16 protein-coding genes are annotated in these 20,795 nt (G+C 71.5%); 9 read left to right on the plus strand and 7 right to left on the minus strand.

Annotation, left to right across the window (positions count from 1 at the left end; all coding sequences use genetic code 11):
* The first annotated feature begins 193 nt into the window (after positions 1-193).
* The 4 genes from lpdA to aceE all read left to right on the plus strand — a co-directional run bounded on the left by lpdA (position 194) and on the right by aceE (position 7,172).
* Positions 194-1,582 carry a dihydrolipoyl dehydrogenase gene (gene lpdA, locus AB0I66_RS15370; protein ID WP_363208317.1) on the plus strand — a complete coding sequence of 463 codons (1,389 nt, stop codon included), beginning with the start codon at positions 194-196 and terminating at the stop codon, positions 1,580-1,582.
* A 60-nt stretch (positions 1,583-1,642) separates the two neighbouring features.
* Positions 1,643-3,400: a 2-oxoglutarate dehydrogenase, E2 component, dihydrolipoamide succinyltransferase gene (sucB, locus tag AB0I66_RS15375; RefSeq protein WP_363208318.1), complete on the plus strand. Its 1,758-nt coding sequence runs from the start codon at positions 1,643-1,645 to the stop codon at positions 3,398-3,400.
* A gap of 150 nt (positions 3,401-3,550) precedes the next feature.
* Positions 3,551-4,174 (plus strand): GntR family transcriptional regulator, encoded by a 624-nt coding sequence (locus tag AB0I66_RS15380; RefSeq protein ID WP_363208319.1) that lies wholly within the window; start codon positions 3,551-3,553, stop codon positions 4,172-4,174.
* Between the two features lie 301 nt (positions 4,175-4,475).
* Complete coding sequence (gene aceE, locus AB0I66_RS15385) at positions 4,476-7,172, plus strand: pyruvate dehydrogenase (acetyl-transferring), homodimeric type (protein WP_363208320.1); 2,697 nt, start codon at positions 4,476-4,478, stop codon at positions 7,170-7,172.
* A gap of 116 nt (positions 7,173-7,288) precedes the next feature.
* Here aceE and AB0I66_RS15390 read toward each other — a convergent pair whose 3' ends face one another.
* On the minus strand, positions 7,289-8,260 hold the full coding sequence (locus AB0I66_RS15390) for a YafY family protein (RefSeq protein WP_363208321.1): 972 nt from the start codon (positions 8,258-8,260) through the stop codon (positions 7,289-7,291).
* 37 nt (positions 8,261-8,297) lie between these two features.
* Positions 8,298-9,269, minus strand: a complete 972-nt coding sequence (locus AB0I66_RS15395; protein WP_363208322.1) for an SDR family oxidoreductase — start codon at positions 9,267-9,269, stop codon at positions 8,298-8,300.
* A 133-nt stretch (positions 9,270-9,402) separates the two neighbouring features.
* Between AB0I66_RS15395 and AB0I66_RS15400 the strand changes: the two genes are divergently transcribed.
* Complete coding sequence (locus AB0I66_RS15400; protein ID WP_363208687.1) at positions 9,403-9,927, plus strand: DUF4240 domain-containing protein; 525 nt, start codon at positions 9,403-9,405, stop codon at positions 9,925-9,927.
* A gap of 41 nt (positions 9,928-9,968) precedes the next feature.
* On the opposite strand, the gene AB0I66_RS15405 is transcribed toward AB0I66_RS15400, so the two are convergent.
* Together AB0I66_RS15405 and AB0I66_RS15410 are read right to left on the minus strand one after the other, a co-directional pair.
* Entirely contained in the window at positions 9,969-10,835 is an 867-nt protein-coding gene (locus AB0I66_RS15405; RefSeq protein WP_363208323.1) for a peptidoglycan recognition protein, read from the minus strand.
* A gap of 72 nt (positions 10,836-10,907) precedes the next feature.
* Entirely contained in the window at positions 10,908-11,693 is a 786-nt protein-coding gene (locus AB0I66_RS15410; RefSeq protein ID WP_363208324.1) for an SDR family NAD(P)-dependent oxidoreductase, read from the minus strand.
* Positions 11,694-11,837: 144 nt separating this feature from the next.
* Here AB0I66_RS15410 and AB0I66_RS15415 point away from each other — a divergent pair, with 144 nt between their 5' ends.
* Positions 11,838-12,503, plus strand: coding sequence for a TetR family transcriptional regulator (locus tag AB0I66_RS15415; RefSeq protein ID WP_363208325.1), 666 nt, complete (start codon positions 11,838-11,840; stop codon positions 12,501-12,503).
* Here AB0I66_RS15415 and AB0I66_RS15420 read toward each other — a convergent pair.
* Both AB0I66_RS15420 and AB0I66_RS15425 read right to left on the minus strand, forming a co-directional pair.
* Entirely contained in the window at positions 12,500-13,645 is a 1,146-nt protein-coding gene (locus tag AB0I66_RS15420) for a PP2C family protein-serine/threonine phosphatase (RefSeq protein WP_363208326.1), read from the minus strand. The genes AB0I66_RS15415 and AB0I66_RS15420 overlap by 4 nt on opposite strands.
* A 106-nt stretch (positions 13,646-13,751) precedes the next feature.
* Positions 13,752-14,240: a GNAT family N-acetyltransferase gene (locus tag AB0I66_RS15425; RefSeq protein WP_363208328.1), complete on the minus strand. Its 489-nt coding sequence runs from the start codon at positions 14,238-14,240 to the stop codon at positions 13,752-13,754.
* 62 nt (positions 14,241-14,302) lie between these two features.
* On the opposite strand from AB0I66_RS15425, the gene AB0I66_RS15430 reads away from it, so the two are divergent.
* The 3 genes from AB0I66_RS15430 to AB0I66_RS15440 all read left to right on the plus strand — a co-directional run bounded on the left by AB0I66_RS15430 (position 14,303) and on the right by AB0I66_RS15440 (position 19,182).
* On the plus strand, positions 14,303-15,238 hold the full coding sequence (locus AB0I66_RS15430; RefSeq protein ID WP_363208329.1) for a TIGR01777 family oxidoreductase: 936 nt from the start codon (positions 14,303-14,305) through the stop codon (positions 15,236-15,238).
* Positions 15,239-15,434: 196 nt separating this feature from the next.
* On the plus strand, positions 15,435-16,775 hold the full coding sequence (locus AB0I66_RS15435) for an NAD(P)/FAD-dependent oxidoreductase (protein ID WP_363208330.1): 1,341 nt from the start codon (positions 15,435-15,437) through the stop codon (positions 16,773-16,775).
* Positions 16,776-17,091: 316 nt separating this feature from the next.
* Positions 17,092-19,182, plus strand: a complete 2,091-nt coding sequence (locus AB0I66_RS15440; RefSeq protein WP_363208331.1) for a family 20 glycosylhydrolase — start codon at positions 17,092-17,094, stop codon at positions 19,180-19,182.
* A gap of 86 nt (positions 19,183-19,268) precedes the next feature.
* Here the strand turns inward: AB0I66_RS15440 and AB0I66_RS15445 are convergent, their stop codons facing one another.
* Positions 19,269-20,714, minus strand: a complete 1,446-nt coding sequence (locus AB0I66_RS15445) for a regulator (protein ID WP_363208332.1) — start codon at positions 20,712-20,714, stop codon at positions 19,269-19,271.
* Positions 20,715-20,795: the final 81 nt, after the last annotated feature.

Here is a 20,795-nt window from a genome sequence, read left to right on the forward strand (position 1 = left end):
AACGTGGCGAATCAGACGTCTCACAGCCCGGCCCGCCGTCCCACCTCCCGCCGACAAGTGCGAAGATGGGTTCTCGGCAGGACAGGGCCCCCACCACAGGGCCGAAACAAGAGCGGCCGATACCAGCCGACCGACCGGTCGTCCCCCGCGATAAGGGGTCCGGCGTACGGCGCACATGCATGGAGGACGTGACGTGGCGAACGACGCCAGCACCGTTTTCGACCTAGTGATCCTCGGCGGCGGTAGCGGCGGTTACGCCGCGGCACTGCGCGCGTCGCAGCTGGGCCTGGACGTCGCCCTGATCGAGAAGGGCAAGGTCGGCGGCACCTGCCTGCACAACGGCTGCATCCCGACGAAGGCGCTGCTGCACGCCGGTGAGATCGCCGACCAGGCTCGCGAAGCCGAGCAGTTCGGTGTGAAGGCCACCTTCGAGGGCATCGACATGGCGGCCGTCCACAAGTACAAGGACGACGTGATCTCGGGCCTCTACAAGGGCCTGCAGGGACTCATCGCCTCGCGCAAGGTGACGTACATCGAGGGCGAGGGCAAGCTCTCCTCCCCCACCTCGGTGGACGTGAACGGACAGCGTGTCCAGGGCCGCCACGTGCTGCTCGCGACCGGCTCCGTGCCGAAGTCGCTGCCGGGCCTGGAGATCGACGGCAACCGCATCATCTCCTCGGACCACGCCCTGACCCTGGACCGCGTGCCGAAGTCCGCGATCATCCTGGGCGGCGGCGTCATCGGCGTCGAGTTCGCCTCGGCGTGGAAGTCCTTCGGTTCCGAGGTGACCGTCGTCGAGGGCCTCAAGCACCTCGTGCCGGCCGAGGACGAGAACTCCTCGAAGCTTCTTGAGCGCGCGTTCCGCAAGCGCGGCATCAAGTTCAACCTCGGCACCTTCTTCGAGAAGGCCGAGTACACGCAGGACGGCGTCCGCGTGACCCTCGCCGACGGCAAGACCTTCGACGCCGAGGTGCTGCTCGTCGCCATCGGCCGCGGCCCCGTCTCGCAGGGCCTCGGCTACGAGGAGCAGGGCGTCACGACGGACCGCGGGTACGTCCTGGTCGACGAGTACATGCAGACCAACGTCCCGACGATCTCGGCCGTGGGCGACCTCGTCCCGACGCTCCAGCTCGCGCACGTCGGCTTCGCCGAGGGCATCCTGGTGGCGGAGCGCCTGGCCGGTCTCAAGACCGTCCCGATCGACTACGACGGCGTGCCGAAGGTGACGTACTGCCACCCCGAGGTCGCCTCCGTGGGCATCACCGAGGCCAAGGCCAAGGAGATCTACGGCGCGGACAAGGTCGTCGCCCTCAAGTACAGCCTGGCGGGCAACGGCAAGAGCAAGATCCTCAAGACCGCGGGCGAGATCAAGCTCGTCCAGGTCAAGGACGGTGCCGTGGTCGGCGTCCACATGGTCGGCGACCGCATGGGCGAGCAGGTCGGCGAAGCCCAGCTGATCTACAACTGGGAAGCGCTGCCCGCCGAGGTCGCCCAGCTCATCCACGCCCACCCGACGCAGAACGAGGCCATGGGCGAGGCTCACCTGGCCCTCGCGGGCAAGCCTCTCCACTCCCACGACTGATTCAGTCACACGGGCGCGACGACCAGACTTCCGCAATTTTCGTAAGGAGCGACTGAAACCATGGCGGTTTCCGTATCCCTTCCGGCGCTCGGCGAGAGCGTCACCGAGGGCACTGTCACCCGTTGGCTGAAGGCCGAGGGCGAGCGCGTCGAGGCCGACGAGCCGTTGCTCGAGGTCTCGACCGACAAGGTCGACACCGAGATCCCCTCCCCGGCCGCAGGCATCCTGGCCTCCATCAAGGTCGCCGAGGACGAGACCGTCGAGGTCGGCGCCGAGCTTGCCGTCATCGACGACGGCTCCGGCGCCCCCGCCGCCGAGTCCGCCCCGGCCGCCGAGCCCGCGCAGGAGGAGGCCCCGGCCCCCGCCGCCGAGGCTCCCGCGGCTCCGGCCCCCGCCGCCGAGGCCCCTGCCGCTCCGGCAGCCCCGGTCGGCGGCGCCTCCGGCACCGACGTCACGCTGCCCGCACTGGGCGAGTCGGTCACCGAGGGCACCGTCACCCGTTGGCTGAAGGAGGTCGGCGAGGAGGTCGCGGAGGACGAGCCCCTGCTCGAGGTCTCCACGGACAAGGTCGACACCGAGATCCCCTCCCCGGCCGCGGGCGTGCTGCTCGAGATCGTCGTGGGCGAGGACGAGACCGCTGAGGTCGGCGCCAAGCTCGCCGTCATCGGCGCTCCCGGTGCCGCTCCCGCTCCGGCCAAGGAGGAGGCCCCGGCCGCCCCCGCGCAGCAGGAGGCCCCCAAGCAGGAGGCCCCGAAGCAGGAGGCCGCCCCGGCCCCCGCTCAGCCTGCCGCTCCCGCGCAGCCCGCGGCTCCGGCTCCGGCTCCCGCGCAGCCCGCCGCTGCCGCTCCGGCTGCCCCTGCCGCTCCGGCCGCTCCGGCCTCCCCGGCCGACGAGGGCGCGTACGTCACGCCGCTGGTCCGCAAGCTCGCGGGCGAGCACGGCGTGAGCCTGTCGGACGTCAAGGGCACCGGCGTCGGTGGCCGCATCCGCAAGCAGGACGTCATCGCGGCCGCCGAGGCCAAGAAGTCGGCTCCGGCTCCGGCCGCCGCCGCTGCCCCGGCCGGTGCGAAGGCTCCGTCCATCGAGGCGTCCCCGCTGCGCGGCCAGACCGTCAAGATGACCCGCATGCGCAAGGTCATCGGCGACAACATGATGAAGGCGCTGCACTCGCAGGCCCAGCTGACCTCGGTCGTCGAGGTCGACATCACGAAGCTGATGAAGCTGCGCGCCAAGGCGAAGGACGCGTTCGCGGCCCGTGAGGGCGTCAAGCTCTCCCCGATGCCGTTCTTCGTCAAGGCCGCTGCCCAGGCTCTGAAGGCCCACCCGGTCGTCAACGCCCGGATCAACGACGACGAGGGCACCATCACGTACTTCGACTCGGAGAACATCGGCATCGCCGTTGACGCCGAGAAGGGTCTGATGACGCCGGTCATCAAGGGTGCGGGCGACCTCAACATCGCCGGTATCTCCAAGAAGACCGCCGAGCTCGCGGGCAAGGCCCGTGGCGGTGGCCTCACCCCGGACGACATGTCCGGCGCCACCTTCACGGTCTCCAACACCGGCTCGCGCGGTGCCCTGTTCGACACGGTCATCGTGCCGCCGAACCAGGCCGCGATCCTCGGCATCGGTGCCACGGTCAAGCGTCCGGTCGTCATCAACCACCCGGACCTCGGCGAGACCATCGCGGTGCGGGACATGACGTACCTCTCGCTCTCCTACGACCACCGTCTGGTGGACGGCGCGGACGCCGCCCGCTACCTGACCACGGTCAAGGCGATCCTCGAGGCCGGCGAGTTCGAGGTCGAGCTCGGCCTGTAGTCCCACAGTCTGTAGTTCTACGTAGTCAGGGCTGTAAGACTCGTCTCATCAGCACGTACGCCCCCGTTCGGAGGTTTCCGAGCGGGGGCGTCGCCGTATTGTCTAGGGGTCACCACGCCCTGGGGCGCTGCCCCCGCCGGAGGAGCCCACATGACCGCGCCCGTCGTTCACTCGCTGCGCGAACAGATCCGCGAGCACATCGTGGAGGGGATCGTCAGCGGGCGCTGGCAGCCGGGCGAGCGGATCGTGGAGCGGCGGATCGCCGTCGAGCTCGAGGTCTCGCAGACCCCCGTACGCGAGGCGCTGCGGGAGCTGGAGACGCTGCGGCTCATCGAGTCGGCGCCCAACAAGGGCGTGCGCGTCCGGAACTTGACCGCGGCGGACCTGGAGGAGAGCTACCCCGTCCGCGCGGGCCTGGAGGCCATCGCCGCCGAACTCGCCGCCCAGAGCCTGGCGGCGGACTGCTCGGCCCTCGAACCCCATGTCGCCGCGCTGTACGAGGCGGACCGGGCCGCCGACGGCACCGCGCAGGTGCGGCACACGGTCGGTTTCCACCGGGAGTTGGTGCGGGCCGCGAACAACTCCGTGCTGCTGCACACCTGGGAGGGCCTGGGCATCGAGGTCTTCACCGCGTTGTCGATCCGGTGGCTCGGGACGGTGCAGCAGTCGTACGCGGAGGAGCACGAGGCCCTGGTCACGGCCTTCCGGCAGCGGGATCCCGCGATCGCCGAGCTGGTGAAGGCCCACGTACTGGGCTGCGCGCCGCGTCCCTGACCGGCTCCCCCGGAGTCTTCGCGGGGCTCGCGCTCATCCGTGACACGCCCGCTCAAACGTGCTCTCACCTGCGACGATCCTTGCATTCGAAGGCACCGCGTGCCCGCATTAATGGCACCGGATGCCTACTTTCTCAATATGAAGGAGTTTTCGCCTTCAACCCTTTGATCGATCATCGATCACGGAGTTAGAGTCTCCGACGGGCTCCCACCCGAGCCTTACGCCCTGTCCTGCCAAAGACCTAGGGCACCCCCACCCCTTACCGAACAGGGGACCCCCTCCGACTCAGGAAGGCGGCGACATGACCGACCCCTCCGCAATCCAGCCGAGCGAGCTCGACCAGCTCCCGGACCGCGACCCCGAGGAGACCGCCGAATGGCAGGCCTCCCTGGACGCCGTTACCCAGGCGGCCGGGCCGCACCGTGCTGCATACCTGATGCGCCGCACGCTGGAGCGCGCCGAGGGCGCGGGCCTGGCGCTGCCCAAGCTCCTTGAGACCGACTACGTCAACACCATCCCCACCTCCGCCGAGCCGGCGATCGAGGGCGACGAGGCGCTGGAGCAGCGCATCGCCGCGTGGAACCGCTGGAACGCGGCCGCGATGGTGACCCGGGGCAGCAAGCACGGCGTCGGCGGCCACATCGCCACCTTCGCCTCCGCCGCCTGGCTGTACGAGACGGGCTTCAACCACTTCTTCAAGGGCAAGGAGGGGGACGGCTCCGGCGACCAGCTGTACATCCAGGGCCACGCCTCCCCCGGCATCTACGCCCGCGCCTTCCTCGACGGCCGCCTGAACGAGGGGCACCTCGACAACTTCCGCCAGGAGGCGGGCGGCAACGGCCTGCCGTCCTACCCGCACCCGCGGCGACTGCCCTGGCTGTGGGAGTTCCCGACCGTCTCCATGGGCCTCGGCCCGCTGTCGGCGATCTACCAGGCGCGCTTCAACCGCTACCTGACCAACCGCAACATCAAGGACGTCTCCCCCTCGCACGTGTGGGCGTTCCTCGGTGACGGCGAGATGGACGAGCCCGAGTCGACGGCAGCCCTCGCGCTCGCCGCCCGTGAGGGTCTCGACAACCTCACCTACGTCATCAACTGCAACCTGCAGCGCCTCGACGGCCCGGTCCGCGCCAACTTCCGCGTGGTCCAGGAGCTGGAGGCCCAGTTCCGCGGTGCCGGCTGGAACGTCATCAAGGTCCTGTGGGGCAACGCCTGGGACGAGCTGTTCCAGCTCGACACCAACGGCGCCCTGGTCCGCCGCCTGCGCGAGGTGCCGGACGCGCAGTTCCAGACGTACGCGACCCGCGACGCCGCCTACATCCGCGAGCACTTCTTCGGCTCCGAGCCCGCGCTCGTCGAGCTCGGCAAGCTGCTCAGCGACGACAAGATCAGCGAGTGCTTCCACCTCTCGCGCGGCGGCCACGAGGCCCGCAAGGTCTACGCGGCCTACCGTGCGGCGCTCACCCACAAGGGCGCGCCGACCGTGATCCTCGCGCAGACGGTCAAGGGCTTCACGCTTGGCAAGGGCTTCGAGTCCAAGAACGCCAACCACCAGATGAAGAAGCTCACGGTGGACGAGTTCAAGGACATGCGCGACCTCCTCGAGCTGCCGATCTCGGACAGCCAGTTCGTCGACGGCGTGGTGCCCTACGGCCACCCGGGCGCCGACTCCCCCGAGGTCCGCTACCTCCAGGAGCGCCGTGCCGCCCTCGGCGGCCCGGCCCCGGCCCGCCGCACGCAGCCCCTCTCCCCGCTGCCCGCCCCGGCCGACAAGTCGTTCGCCGCGTTCGACAAGGGCTCCGGCTCGCAGTCGATGGCGACGACCATGGCCTTCGTACGCCTGGTCAAGGACCTGATCCGCGACAAGGAGTCCGGCAAGCGCTGGGTGCCGATCGTCCCCGACGAGGCGCGCACCTTCGGCATGGAGTCGCTCTTCCCGTCGCTCGGCATCTACTCGCCCAAGGGCCAGACGTACGAGCCGGTCGACCGCGACCAGCTGATGTACTACCGCGAGGCGAAGGACGGCCAGATCCTCAACGAGGGGATCACCGAGGCCGGCTCGATGGCGGACTTCATCGCCGCGTCGACGTCGTACGCGACGCACGGCGAAGCCATGATCCCGTTCTACATCTTCTACTCGATGTTCGGCTGGCAGCGCACGGCCGACCAGATGTGGCAGCTCGGCGACCAGCTCGGCCGCGGCTTCCTCGTCGGCGCCACCGCCGGTCGTACGACGCTGACGGGTGAGGGTCTGCAGCACGCGGACGGTCACTCGCCGGTGATCGCCGCGACGAACCCCGCCGCCATGTCGTACGACCCCGCGTTCGCCTACGAGGTCGCGGCGATCGTCAAGGACGGTCTGCGCCGGATGTACGGCGAGGCCGCCCCCGGTGAGGACCAGAACGTCTTCTACTACCTCACCGTCTACAACGAGCCGATGCCGCAGCCCGCGAAGCCCGCGGGTGTGGACGAGGGCATCGTCAAGGGCCTGTACCGCTTCAACACCGCCGAGACGGCGGGGCACTCCCCCGCGGCCAACGCCTCGCGCATCCAGCTGATCGGTTCGGGCACGGCCATCCACTGGACCCTCGCCGCGCAGAAGATGCTCGCCGAGGAGTGGGGCGTGGCCGCCGACGTGTGGTCCGCGACGTCCTGGACCGAGCTGCGCCGCGACGCCCTGGAGGCCGACGAGGCCATCCTGCGCGGCGAGGAGCGGATTCCGTACGTGCGTACGGCGCTGGAGGGTGCGCAGGGTCCCGTGCTCGCGGTGTCCGACTACATGCGGCAGGTTCCCGACCAGATCGCGCAGTGGGTCGAGCAGGACTACTCGTCCCTGGGTGCGGACGGCTTCGGTCTCTCCGACACGCGTGACGCGGCTCGCCGCCACTTCGGCATCGACGCGGAGTCGATCGTCGTGGCGTCGCTGGCGCAGCTTGCGCGTCGTGGCGAGGTGCAGGCTTCCGCGGTGAAGGAAGCTCGGGCCAAGTACGGTCTGTAGCCTTCGGCTTGGTGCGGGTGCGGGTCTCTGTCTTTTCGGCAGGGGCCCGTTCCCGTGTGCGGGTGCAGTTCTGAGCCGCCGCTTCGCGGCGGATGTTTTCCCGCCCACCCACCCGATTACCGGTAGCGATCAGCCATTCTGTGTGCCGCTTGTGCGAATCGCTCCCTGAGCGTCGTCGGCTCCAGGACCTCCACCTCCGGGCCCAGGGACATGAGCTGCGTGTACGCCACCGTCTCGTTCTCCACGGGGAGGGTCAGCGTCACCCAGCCCTCCTCGTCGGGGGCGCTCGCGGTCTCCAGTGCTTCCTGGGTGGACGCGGAGTCGGTGGCGTGCGGGAGCTGGCGCACGCCTGCCTCGGAGAGCCGCAGCACGACTTCGGAGTGCAGGATCGCCCGCGCGAACTGCGCGGCCCGTTCCTCCCAGAAGCCCGGCAGGTCGAACTCCTCGTCGCGTACGAAGCGGTCCTCGTCGGCGGCGATCGCGGTGAACCGGTCGATGCGGTAGACGCGGAAGGAGCCCGTGTCGGGCACCCGCGCGCACAGGTACCAGACCCCGGCCTTGAGCACGAGGCCGTAGGGCTCCAACTCCCGTTCCACCTCGGTGTCCTGGCGCCGGTAGCGCGCGGTGACGCGCCGGTCGTCCCACACCGCGTCCGCCAGCGCGGGCAGCAGCTCGGGCGCGGGCGTCTCCTTGAACCAGCCCGGCGCGTCCAGGTGGAAGCGCTGCGACGCGTTCTGCGAGGCGTCGCGCAGCGAGGGCATCAACGCCGCCGACACCTTCAGGCGGGCCGCCGACGCCGCGTCCTCCAGGCCCATCTCGCGCAGCGCGCCCGGCACCCCGGAGAGGAAGAGGGCCTCCGCCTCGCTGCGCCCCAGGCCGGTGAGCCGGGTGCGGTAGCCGCCGATGAGGCGGTAGCCGCCGGCCCGCCCCCGGTCCGCGTAGACCGGGACGCCCGCCTCCGAAAGGGCCTGGGCGTCCCGCGTGATGGTCCGCTCGGACACTTCGAGCTCACCCGCGAGCTCGGCGGCGGTCATGGAGGGGCGGGCCTGGAGCAGAAGCACCATCTTGATGAGGCGTGCAGCGCGCATGCCCCCATGATGCCGTCAGCCGGTGGGCGGGAGGCGGCTAGCGGTAGCCGGTGACGTCCGCGGGCTTGCCCTTCTGCTCGACCTCCGCGATGTAGCGCCAGGCATCCGGCGCCGAACCGTCGACGTCCGTGAAGCCGTACTCCTTGGCGAGACCGCCACTGGAGAGCGACTCGCCGTTCCAGCGGGCCACTTCGGGGTCGGCGGCGAGCGCGACCAGGGCCCGGCCGACGAAGGTCGGGGTCTCGGAGATCGCGAAGTGCGGGTTCTGCTCGCGGCCGTCGAGCCAGTTCTCCTCGGTGACCTTGAAGTGCGTGTCGAGCATTGCCTCGGAGCGCAGCCAGCCGGGGGTCAGGCAGAGCGCCGTGCAGCCGTACTCCTTGACCTCCTGGGCCAGTCCCCATGCCATCCGCAGCGGGGTCGACTTCGCGAGGTCGTAGTAGAAGGGCTTGCGGTAGTTGGGGCCGTTGTACTCCTCGGTGCCGTCGGTGACCTCGACGACCAGGCCGCCGGGGTTCTTGATGAGCAGCGGCAGCGCGTACCGGCTGGTGACGATGTGGGTCTCGATGCCGAGGCGCATCAGGCGCAGCCCCTTGTCGAGGTCGTGCTCCCACATCTTCTTGTCCCACTCGACGTGGATGTCGCCGCCCCAGATGTCGTTGACCAGGATGTCCAGGCGGCCCTGCTCACGGTCGATCCGGTCGACGAGGGCCTCGACCTGCTCGGGCTCCAGGTGATCGGTGGGCACGGCGATGCCGGTGCCCGGCCCGCCTGCCTCCCGGCCCGCGGCGGTGATCAGCTCCGCGGTCCCCTCGATGGTCTCCTTGGTGCGCCCGACCTCACTGGTGTGTGCCCGGGTCGTACGGCCCGTCGCGTACACGGTGGCCCCCGCGCGGCCGAGTTCCACGGCCATGGCGCGGCCCGCGCCGCGGGTGGCGCCGGCGACGAGGGCGACCTTTCCGGTCAGGGGGTGCGCGGGTGCGTGCGTGGTGTCCATCTCTTCGCTCTCCATGACGTCGAGGCTGCCACCCAATGCCGACACCTGCTGTCGGGTTTTCCATGGGCATGTGCACGCATAACGAGACAGTCGCATCCGCCGCACTCCGCGTGCGTACCCACCCCTCAGGACCGATGCTTGTCCCGTGATGGACGAGACGGAGTTCTGGGAGATCGTGGACCGCACCCGCGTGGCCGCCGAGGGCGACCCCGAGGACCACGCCGACCTGCTCACGGAGAAACTCCTGGAACTCGAGCCGGACATGGTGCTCGACTTCGCCCGTCACTTCGAGGCGCGCTACAACCGGGCCTACCGCTGGGATCTGTGGGGCGCTTCCTGGGTCCTCCTCGGTGGCGCCAGTGATGACGCCTTCGACTACTTCCGCTGCTGGCTGATCGGTCAGGGCCGCGAGGTCTTCGAGGGAGCCCTGCACGACCCGGACTCGCTCGCGGATCTCCTCGACGACTTCGACGAGGACATCGACGGCGACGGCGAGGAGCTCGGCTACGCGGCGGACGAGGCCTACGAGCAGCTCACCGGCGTGGTCACCCCCGATCTCGGCATCGCCCCCGCCCCGACGGAGCCACAAGGGACGCCGCTCGACTTCGAGAACGAGGCGGTGATGGCCGAGCGCTACCCGAGGCTGTGGGAACGCTTCGCCGAGGCCGACTGAGCCCGAACCCCGCACCTGCCCTGACCGGCCCGTACCCCCTCTCACCGTCCCTGCAGCCGTGCGGCCTTCTCCCTGATCGCGGGGAGCGCGGCCGTCAGCGCCGCACCCGGGCAGGAGGTGGTGTAGCCGTCGCGGTGCCCGGACACCGCGCTGAACGCCTCGACCGCCCCCGCCGGATACCTGCTGAGGCTGTTCGTGGAGACCAGCCGCACCGTGGAGCGCGGGTCCACGCCCGAGAGGCCGAGTTTCCACGCGATCAGCCCGGCGATGGCGTCGGTCATGGCCTTGGGGACAGGCGTCCCCTCCGTGAACGTCCCGATGGCCGCGATCCCCACCGACCCCTTGTTGTAGCCCTGCGTGTGCGCCCCTACGACGGCCCTCTCGATGCCGCCCGCACGCCCTTCGTAGACGGTCCCGCACCGGTCGACGAGGAAGTTGTAGCCGATGTCGTCCCACTGTCTCCCCTCGGTCTGGCCGGTGTGCAGATAACGGATGGTGCGCGCGGCATCGGCGCAGTCGTAGCTGTTCGGGGTGTCCGTGTGGTGGATGAACACGGCCTGGACCCGGCCGGCGTACCGGGCGGGCGGCGTCTCGCCCGTCGCGTCGCCGAGCCACTCGGCGCGTGGCACCACGCGTGGCCGTGCCGCGGGATGGTCCGCCTCCCGCCGCACCGGAGCCGCTGCCGCGGGCATCATCGAGTGCCGCCCGGTCACGCCGGCCCGCTCACCGAGCCCGGCCAACGCCACCGCACCGTCACCCGCCCGCACCGACGCCCCTGAGACCCCCGGTCCCACGAACCACGCGCACAGCAGCAGAAGCGCCACGGCCGCGGCTCCGGGCACACAGCCGAGCACCGCACGCACCACCACCGGCACGCGCGCCGCGGACGACCCACGGAAGACACGCATGCTCCGACTGTCCGGCCCACCCCCTCCACCCGCGATCCGCGCTCGGCCGATCGAGTGAACCGGAGGGCGGGCTCAGAAGTGGGTGCCGCCGTCCACCCGGACCTCGGTGCCGGTGATGAATTTGCCGTCCCGCGAGCCGAGCAGCGCGACGACCGATGCCACCGATTCCGGCCCCGCGAAGCCCTGGCCGATGGCCGGCGCGAGCTTCACGAACAGGCTCATGTCGGCGTCCGCGGGCAGACCGGGGCCCACGCTCTGCCTGCTGGCACCGCTGCCGTCGGTCATGCCGCTGGATATGGAGCCGGGCTGGACGGAATTGAAGCGGATTCCCCGCTTGCCGTACTCACTGGCCAGCGCGTGCGTCATGGACTGGATGCCGCCCTTGCTCGCCGCGTAAGCCGCCATGTACGGGTGGGCGAAGACCGCCGAGGTGGAGCTGAAGTTGATGACGGCGGCGTCATCGCCCGCCAGCAGCGCCGGGATCGCCTCGCGGATCACCAGGAACGTGCCCACCAGGTTGATCCGGATGACGTGCTCGAAGGAATCCAGGCTGGTCTCGTGCGTGTGCGAGGAGCGGAGCACGCCCGCCGCGTTCACCAGGACGTCCAGGCCGCCGAGCGCACTGACCGCGGCGGCGACGCCTTCGCGCACCGAGGTCTCGTCCGAGATGTCGACCACGAGCGTGGTGAGGCGGTCGGCCGCCGCGCCCGCCTTCTCGGCGGTGTCCTTCAGGCCCGCCTCGCTGACGTCGGCGGCCACGACCCTGCCGCCCTCCTCCAGGACGCGCAGGACGGAGGCCTGCCCGATCCCCGAGCCCCCGCCGGTGATGAGTGCGCGACGGCCTGCGTACCGGTTCATGAGATGCCTCCGATCAACTCCGGGCTCCCGGGTCCTTGCATGGCTCCGGCCTTCCCGATCTGATTTCAATGTACGCCTTCATGGCACGTTTTGCCATGACGACAATTCATGTATCAGGGTGAGGATCGCGCGTAGGCTGCGGGGGTGAGCACCCACCCGTCGCAGTCATCGCAGCCCCCGGCGCCGGCTCAGCCGTCGCTGACCGAGCGCCGCAAGGCGGCCACGCAGCTCGACATCGCCCGCGCCGCGGCCGAGCTCTTCGCCGAGCGGGGCCCGGACGGCACCACGGCCGAGGAGATCGCGGGCCGGGCGGGAGTGGCGCTGCGCACCTTCTACCGGTACTTCCGGAACAAGCAGGACGCGGTCGCCCCGCTCCTCGCGGGCGGCGCCGCCGAGTGGCGGGCTCACCTGGCGGCCCTCGACCCGGCCGCCGGGGTGCCGACGGCCCTGGAGCGGTCGATCGCGGACGCGCTGACCGCGGGCGACGACCACGCGGCCGAAGCCCTGGAATGGACCCGCGGTCTGCTGCGCGCGGCGCAGGACGACCCGGCGCTGCGCGCCGTCTGGTACCGCGTGAACCAGGAGTCCGAGGAGCAGCTCGTGCCCGTGCTCGCCCGGCTGGCCGGGGACGACGCCGACGAACTGGACGTACGCCTGGCCGCCGCGGCCGCCACCGACGCCATCCGCCTGGCCCTGGAGACCTGGGCCGCGGGGGACGCGCCGGCCGTGGGGCCCGGCTCCCCCGCCGTCCTCGCGGTGCGCTGCCTGCGCGAACTGACGGGCGGGCTGCGGCTCCTGGCCCCCCGCTAAAGCCCCGGGACCACCCGCGGGTCCGGCCGTCCGTCCGGCCCCAGGTCCAGGGAGAACGCCAGCAGGGCCACGTCGTCCCCGACCCCGCCGGAGAAGCGGACCAGGTCCTTCCAGACCGCGGACGTCATCGCCGCCGGGTCGTCCCGCAGGTCGGCGCAGAGCACCGGAAGGCGTTCGGTCAGCGGGTAGAAGGCGCCGGAGCCGTCCCGCGCCTCGGTCACCCCGTCGGTCACCACGAGCAGCCGGTCGCCGGGCCGCAGGCCCACGGTCACCTCTTCGGGCGGGGCGACTCCCGCGATCCCCAGGCCCAGCGGAGCACCCGGCGCCACGGCGAGCTCCTGGACGGACCCGCCCCGCAGCAGCAGCGGGGGCGGGTGGCCGCAGGAGACGACGCGCAGCTCGGCTGCGTCGTCACGGAATTCGAGGAGCACGGCGGTGGCGAAGAGCTCGGCGTGCTCGGCCTCCTCGGAGTCCACCACGAGCCGACGGTCGAGCCGGGCGGCGACCCCCTCCAGGTCGGGCTGGTCGAGCACCGCCTCCCGGAAGGCGCCGAGCAGCGCGGCGACCGTGCCGACGGCCGCCAAGCCGTGCCCCTGCACATCGCCCACCAGCGCCCGTACGCCGCTGGGTCCCTTGCGCACGTCGAAGAGATCACCGCCGACCAGCGTCCCGCCCTGGGCCGCGCGGTAGAGGCCCGCGCAGCGCACCGGACCCACGCGTTCCGGCAGCGGCGGCAGGACGGCGAACTGGGCGGCCTCCGCGACGGTCCGGACGGTGACGAGCTGCGTGTCACGGCGGCTGCGTACCCAGGCGAACACGATGCTCAGCAGCGCCACGAAGGCGACCGTCAGCACATCGCTGTCCCCGGGGCGGCCGAGCCCGAAGCCCGGCAGGTAAAGGAGCAGCACCACAGTGCCGCCGAAGAGGGCCGTGACAAAGGCGCCGTACGACAGCGCGGCCAGCGGGGGCACGGCGGCGAGCAGGAAGCTGAGATCGACCGTCTCCGGAGTGGACAGCTGGATGACGCAGGTCACGACCAGGAGCACGGGCGGAGGCCAGCGCACCCAGGTGGGCGGCGGCGCGCCGCGCAGCCAGCCGGGCTCGTCCCGGTCCCGCCGGCTGGCAGCAGCGACCCTGAACATCGGTTCGCTCCTTCCGGTCGGCCATTCCACGCTCCTACGCGCGCGTGCCCGCCGCACGCCGGGCCGGTCCGTCGGGTGGCAGCTCCCGGGGGGTGCGGGGGGGGTGTCAGAGCACGCGCCCCATCAGCACGTCGTCCACATAGGCGCCGTCGAGGAAGAACTCACCCGGCAGCACCCCCTCGATCACGAACCCCTCGGAGGCGTAGAGCGTCCGGGCCGGGATGTTGTGGCCGAGCACCCGCAGCGTGATGCGCCGCGCGCCCTGACGGCGGGCCTCCTCCACCGCGGCCTGGACCAGACGGCGGCCCACTCCCTTGCCACGCGCCTCGTCCGAGACGGCGAAGCCCAGGATCTGGCGCACATGGGCGTTGGCCAGGACGGAGGTGGGATATCCGAGCCGTATGTAACCGACGACCACGCCGTTCAGCTCGGCGACCAAGTGGTCGTGCGGTCCGAAGCGTTCACTGAAGAAGGGCGGGTACGGAAGCTGCGGCGCAGGCTGTACCGCGTGCAGGGTGGACCAGGTGACGCGGTCGATGCGGCCAAGGGCTTCTTCGTCGTCCGGCAGAGCGGTACGTATGAGCATGTCCTGCATGGGCGTCACTGTACGACGGCCGCCTGACGCCTTTGCGGGGGTTTCCGGGGCAGGATGACTTCATGGCACCCACCGATCCCGAGAGTTCAGCCCCTTCGCCGCAGCGGTCACGAATCGCCGTGGCCGGAGCGTCCGGCCTCATCGGAACGGCGCTGACACGCGCCCTCGCCGACGACGGCCACGACGTGGTGCGACTGGTGCGCCGGGCGCCTCGTACGCAGCAGGAGGTGCGCTGGGACCCCAAGAAGGGGTACGTCGACACGGCGGGGCTCGCGGGCTGCGACGCGCTGGTCAACCTGGCCGGAGCCGGGATCGGTGACCGCCGCTGGACGGACGCCTACAAGCAGGAGCTCCGCGACAGCAGGGTGCTCGGCACCACGACGCTCGCCGAGGCGGCCGCCGCCCTCGACGAGAAGCCCCGGGTGTTCCTGTGCGCCAGTGCGATCGGCTACTACGGAGACACCGGTCAGCGGGCGGTGGACGAGAGTGCCCCCTCCGGAGAGGGCTTCCTGCCGTCCCTGTGCGTGGAGTGGGAGGGCGCGGCCGCCGCGGCGCACGCGGCGGGCATCCGCACGGTCTTCGCGCGCAACGGCCTGGTGGTGGCGCGCGAGGGCGGGGCCTGGCAGCGCATGTTCCCGCTCTTCAAGGCGGGGCTCGGCGGACGGCTCGGCGACGGCAGGCAGTACTGGAGCTACATCTCGCTGCACGACGCGGTGGCCGCGCTGCGGCACCTGCTCGACACGGATTCGCTCGCGGGCCCGGTCAATCTGACGGCGCCCGACCCGCTCACCAACCGCGAGGTGACGGCCGCGATGGGCCGGGTGCTGCACCGGCCCACGCTCTTCGCGGCGCCCGCGCCCGCGCTGCGCGTCGTGCTCGGCGAGATGGCCGGTGACGTGCTCGGCAGCCAGCGGGTGCTGCCGACCCGGCTCCTGGAGTCGGGCTTCTCGTTCGCGTTCCCGGGCATCGAGGAGACGCTCCGCGCGGCGCTGCGGTAGAGGGCCTGGCCTCAGCCACAGGTTCTTCGCCCCGACCGTCGCGCTACCGCCGCGCGCCCGGCGTGCGACCGTGCCCGGTCGATGCGCGACTCCCCCCGGCCGTTCGTGCTCCTACCCTCGTGCGGAACTCGGTGATTCCGAAGCCCTGTTGAGGGCATGACGTCCCCAGCAGCCGCGCAACCTCGGGGAGGGGCACGTGCCAGAGCCTGCGCACCATGCGGATGTCGTCATCGTGGGAGCCGGCGCCGCCGGCCTGTCGGCCGCCCACCAGCTGACCAGTGCTGGTGTAACGACCGTCGTCCTGGAAGCCGCCCCTTACGTCGGCGGGCGCATGTCGACGGAGAAGGTCGACGGCTTCCGGCTCGACAGGATCGGGCAGCTGCTCACCACGTCCTACCCCGAGTTGCGTCACACGCCGGGGCTCGACGCCCTCGTGCTGCGCCCCTTCGTCCCCGGCGTCCTCGTGCACAGCGACGGCCGGCACCACCGCGCCGTCGAGCCCACGAGCCCCCGGCGCGCAAGGGGCGCACTGACCGCAGCACGCGCCCTGGCAAGCGCCCCCAGGGGTCCGCGCACCGCACGGACCACGCCCCGTACCGCCCCCCTCGGCGGCGCGCTCGACCAGGCCCGGCTCGGTGCCGCCCTGGCCAGGCTCGCGGCGACGGACCCCAGGCGTCTGCTCGCCCGCCCCGAACTCCCCGCCTCGCAGGCCCTCTTCGCCCGGGGCCTGCCCGCGCGCACCGTCACCGGCTTCCTGCGCCCGCTGCTCTCCGCGCTCCTCTGCGACCCGGACCTGACGACATCGAGCCGCTGCGCCGACCTCGCCCTGCACTCCTTCGCCCGCGGCCGCCTGTGCCTGCCCGAGGGCGGCGCCGAGGTGCTGCCCGAGCTCCTGGCGGCCGCGCTGCCACCGGGGACGGTCCGCACCGGCGTACGCGTCACGGGCGTCTCCACGACCTCCGTCACCACCGCCGAACACGGTGAGGTGCGCTGCCGCGCGGTCCTGCTGGCCACCGACGCCCGGGCGGCCGCCGCCCTGCTGCCCGGCCTGCGCGTGCCGTCCTTCCACCAGGTGACGGTGCTGCACCACGCGGCACCCGAACCACCGCTCGCCGAGCCCGCGCTGCTCCTCGACGCCGACCGTTCCGGCCCCGTCGCGCACACGGCCGTCGTCAGCCACGTCGACCCCTCGCGCGCGCCCGCGGGCAGGACGCTCGTCTCGTCGACGGTCCTCGGCCCGCCGCCGGACGAGCGCGCCGTCCTCGCCCATCTCGCCGATCTGTACGGCACGTCGACCGCCCGCTGGGAATCCCTGGCCGTCCACCACACCCGCGAGGCGGTGCCCGCGATGCCGCCGCCGCACGATCTGCGCCGCCCGGTGCGGCTGCTCTCGGGGCTCTACGTGTGCGGCGACCACCGGGACACCAGCACGGTGCAAGGCGCCCTGTACTCGGGCCGCCGCGCGGCGCGGGCCGTACTCGTGGACCTCGGCGTGGACCCCGCTCAAGGCGAGGGGCAAGTACCGATGGCGGCCTGACAGCCATCCGACCTCTGGTTCACCCCTGGAAGCCCTCGCGTCCCCACGCGAGGGCTTCCCCCTTTCCCGTACGCCCCCTCCCAGTACGCCTCACCGAACCTCACCCGCCCCTGCAACTTCCCTTGCCACACCGGTACCCCACGGCTACGGTCCCACCGGATCGCCAAGCCGCGGGAGGACTCACGTGCGTCGCACCATCCCGGTGATATCACTCATCCTCGGCCTATTCATGGGAGGTCTATCGTTGCCGACCGCCACAGCAGCCACAGCAGCCACAGCGGAAAGCGCACGGCCCGAAGGGACCGGCGCGCCTGGCGTGCCCTCCGTGGTCCCCCGCCCCACCGATTGGACCGCGCTCGACGGCCGTACGCAGCTCACCGAACGCACCCGCATCCTGATCGACCCGCGCGCCGGATCCACCACCGCGCTCCCCTCGGGCCGCGCCGAATTCCCGGGCCCCGCACACCAGTCCGTACGCAGGCTCGCGGACCAGCTCCGTACGGAGATCAAGCAGGTCACCGGCATCACGCCCCGGATCGCCCACACGGGCCGACCGGCCGCCGGCGACATCACGCTCGGCCTCACCTCCAAGGGAGGCCTCGGAGCCGAGGGTTACGGCTTCGACAGCGCGGGCCCGATCCGCATCGAAGCCGCGTCCACCCACGGCCTCTACTACGGCACCCGCACGCTCCTCCAGCTCCTGCGCTCCACGGTCGACGACCACCGCGCCGTCCCCCGCGCCCGCTCCACCGACCGCCCCGCGCAGGCCGTCCGCATGGTCCACCTCGACGCGGGACGCAAGTACTGGAAGATCTCCTATCTGGAGAACCTGATCCGCAGGATGGGCGACCAGAAGCTCAACACCCTGTTCCTGCACCTCTCCGAGTCCGAGGGATTCCGCCTCCACAGCCCGAAATTTCCGGGTCTCGCCGACCCCGACCACAGCTACAGCCGCGCCGACATCGAGCACCTGAAGGCCTTCGCGGCCCGCCACCACGTCCAGTTGATGCCCGGCCTCGAACTCCCCGGCCACGCCACCGTGATCAGCGACGCCTTCGGCATCGGCTTCGGGTCCGGGCCCGGCGCGTGCACCGGCGCCCATACGCACTCGCACCTCACGCCCGACTGGATCATCGACATGACCAGCGACAAGGCGATCGCGAAGTCCAAGGAGATCGTGGACGAGTTCGCGGGCTGGTTCGACGCGCCGCTGTTCTCGATCGGCGCCGAGGAGGTCCCCGGGCAGCTCGCCCAGTGCCCGCGCGTGAAGGATCACCTGGCCGGGAGCCCGGACGTGGACACGCTCGGCGACCTCCTGAACCGCTACATCAACACCCTTGACGACGTCGTCACTTCGCACGGCAAGCGCACGGCCGTATACAACGGCTCCGAGCACCTCGACGCGCCCCGCCAGAAGGTGCACGCCCCGGTCGTCTTCCTCACCTGGGAGGGCACGGACGCCGAGCCCGCGATCCCCGGCCACGACGAGATCGCCATCGGCCCGTTCTACGACACCCCGAACAACTACCACCACCTGTATCCGGACGAGCCCTGGATGTACGACTCTTGGGCGCCGAACACCGACCCCGACATGCTCGGTTCCGGCGTCACCAACTGGGCCGACTACAACTTCTGGGCCGACGACGGCTACTTCGAGCAGAGCATGACGGGCGCCCGCGCGATCCTCGCCGACCGCACCTGGAACAAGTCCGCGACGCCGGACACCCTCGCCGACTTCCGGGCCCGCGCCGCCCGCATCGGCGACCCTCCGGGCACGACGCCCGCCCCGGTGCCGCCGAGGGTGGAGGGCCGGCCGAGCCACCACTGGACGTTCGACGACGCCACTTACCCCAGCGGCTGGACGTACGCGGGCAGCCCCGGCAACACGATCCTCGCCGAGGACGTGGCGGGCTCCCTCCCCGGCACCTCGTACATCATCAACAACCCCACCCCCGTGCAAGGCGTGCTCGGTCAGGCCTGGCGCTTCGACTCCGACCGGGACGGGGTGGGCTTCGGCGGTCTCGACGTCGCCGAGCCGTGGACCGTGTCGGTGCAGGTCCGTCCGACGGCCCGGACCGGGGACCAAGTCCTTCTCAGCTCGAAGGCTGGCGCGCTGAAGCTGATGCAGCACGGCACCGGAAAGGTCGGCTTCACGCGGTACGGAGCGGCCGACTTCAGCTTCGACCACACGCTGCCGCTCGACCGCTGGACGCGGCTGACGTGGGTGACGACCCCGGGACACACCACTCTGTACGCCGACGGGAAGCGGATCGGGTCCGTCGACGCGTCGATCCCCTTGCCGCTGCGGTCCATCGGCACGGAGAAGGCGAGTCTGCGCGGCGACCTCGACGAACTGACCACCTGGGACGAGGCGTTGTCCCCCAAGGAGGTCGCGCGACTGCGCTGAGCCCCGATCACACACCGGTACGAGTCGCGCACATGTGTAAGGGGCGGGCCTGCGCAGGCCCGCCCCTTACACACCATCCTCGGATGTCAGCCCAGCGCCGACACCCGGTCGCGATACCCCCGCACCGCCGCGGCATCGCGGTACGGCTCAAGACGCCGCTCAAAGTCGCGTACGTACTCGACGGCACGCACCGACCGCATCTCGCCCGCCGCCTGCGCCGCCTCCGCGCCCAGCTGGCAGGCCTGCTCCAGCTCGCCGAGGGCCAGGCGCGAGGAAGCAAGCACGACCCGGCAGAACAGGCGGCTGCGGGCGTACCCGGGGGCGCGCAGCTGGAGCGAGCGCTCCGCGTGCTGGGCGGCCACGCGGTACTGCTGGAGGTCCCGGTGACAGTGCCCGAACTCGTCCGCGAGCTGGGCCTCGTCGAAGAACCGCGCCCAGTGGGGGACCTCGTCGCCCGGCCGCGACGTCTCCAGTGCGCGCTCGGCCCGCACCATCGACGCCGTGCACGCCCGCACCTCGCCGAGCACTCCGTGCCCGCGCGCCTCGACCGCGTGCAGCAGGGCCTGTACGACGGGCGGCGCCGATGACCCGACGCCCTGCTGGGCCACCCGCGCCAGCTGTACGGCCTCTCTGCCGTGCCCCAGGTAGACGGCCTGGCGGCTCATGGTGACCAGGACGTACGAGCCGTACGCGCGGTCGCCCGCCGCCTGCGAGAGCCGCAGCGCCTGGACGTAGTAGCGCTGGGCGAGGCCGTGCGCCGCGATGTCGTACGAGGTCCAGCCCGCGAGGCGGGTGAGGTCGGCGGCGGCCGCGAAGAGCCGCCGCCCGGCCTGTTCGCCGTACGTGCCGCGCAGCATCGGCTCGGCCTCGTGCTCCAGATAGCGCACGAGCGCCTGCCGGGCGTGCCCGCCGCCGTACGCGTGGTCGAGCGCCCGGAAGAGCTCGCCGACGGAGCGCAGGGCCGAGATGTCGCCGCTGGTCACTCTGGCCCCGGCGCCCCGCTCGGGCTCCTTGCGCTGGCGCGGTATGGCGGGCCGCCCCTGGGTGGGGACGCGGGCGGCGCTCGGCGCGTAGTCGCCGCGGCTCACCCGGTCGTCGGCCCGGCCGATCAGCCAGTCCCGGCTGGGCACGACGAGGCCTGCCGGGGTGAACGCGATCTTCCGCAGTTCGGCATGGCTTCCGGAATCCTTGCGCCAGAGTCCGCCGACGATGTCGATCGCCTCTTCGGGGCTCGCCGCGAACTCAAGACCGGCGTACACCGGCGCACAGGCGTCGAGACCGAGATCCTGTGCGGAGAGGCGGCGCCCTAACCGCCGGGTGAAGACCTCGGCGATCAGGGCGGGGGTGGTGCCGCGCGGCTGCTGCCCGCGAAGCCAGCGGGTCACCGAGGTCTTGTCGTACCGCAGGTCGAGACCGTGCTCGAGGCCCAGCTGATCGACGCGGCGCGCGAGGCCCGCATTGGAGAACCCGGCTTCTGAGATGAGCGCGGCTAGCTGGCGGTTGGGGGTGCGCTGCGGAGGTCGTTCCGTCATCAGCTGTGCGGTCTCCTGCCTTTCGGGCGTTGCCTTGAGCAGCCCTTATGGCTCTGTGAACGGCGTGAATGTAGCGGCCCC

Origin of the sequence: Streptomyces sp. NPDC050439, from assembly GCF_040655335.1 — a bacterium.
Taxonomy (GTDB): domain Bacteria; phylum Actinomycetota; class Actinomycetes; order Streptomycetales; family Streptomycetaceae; genus Streptomyces.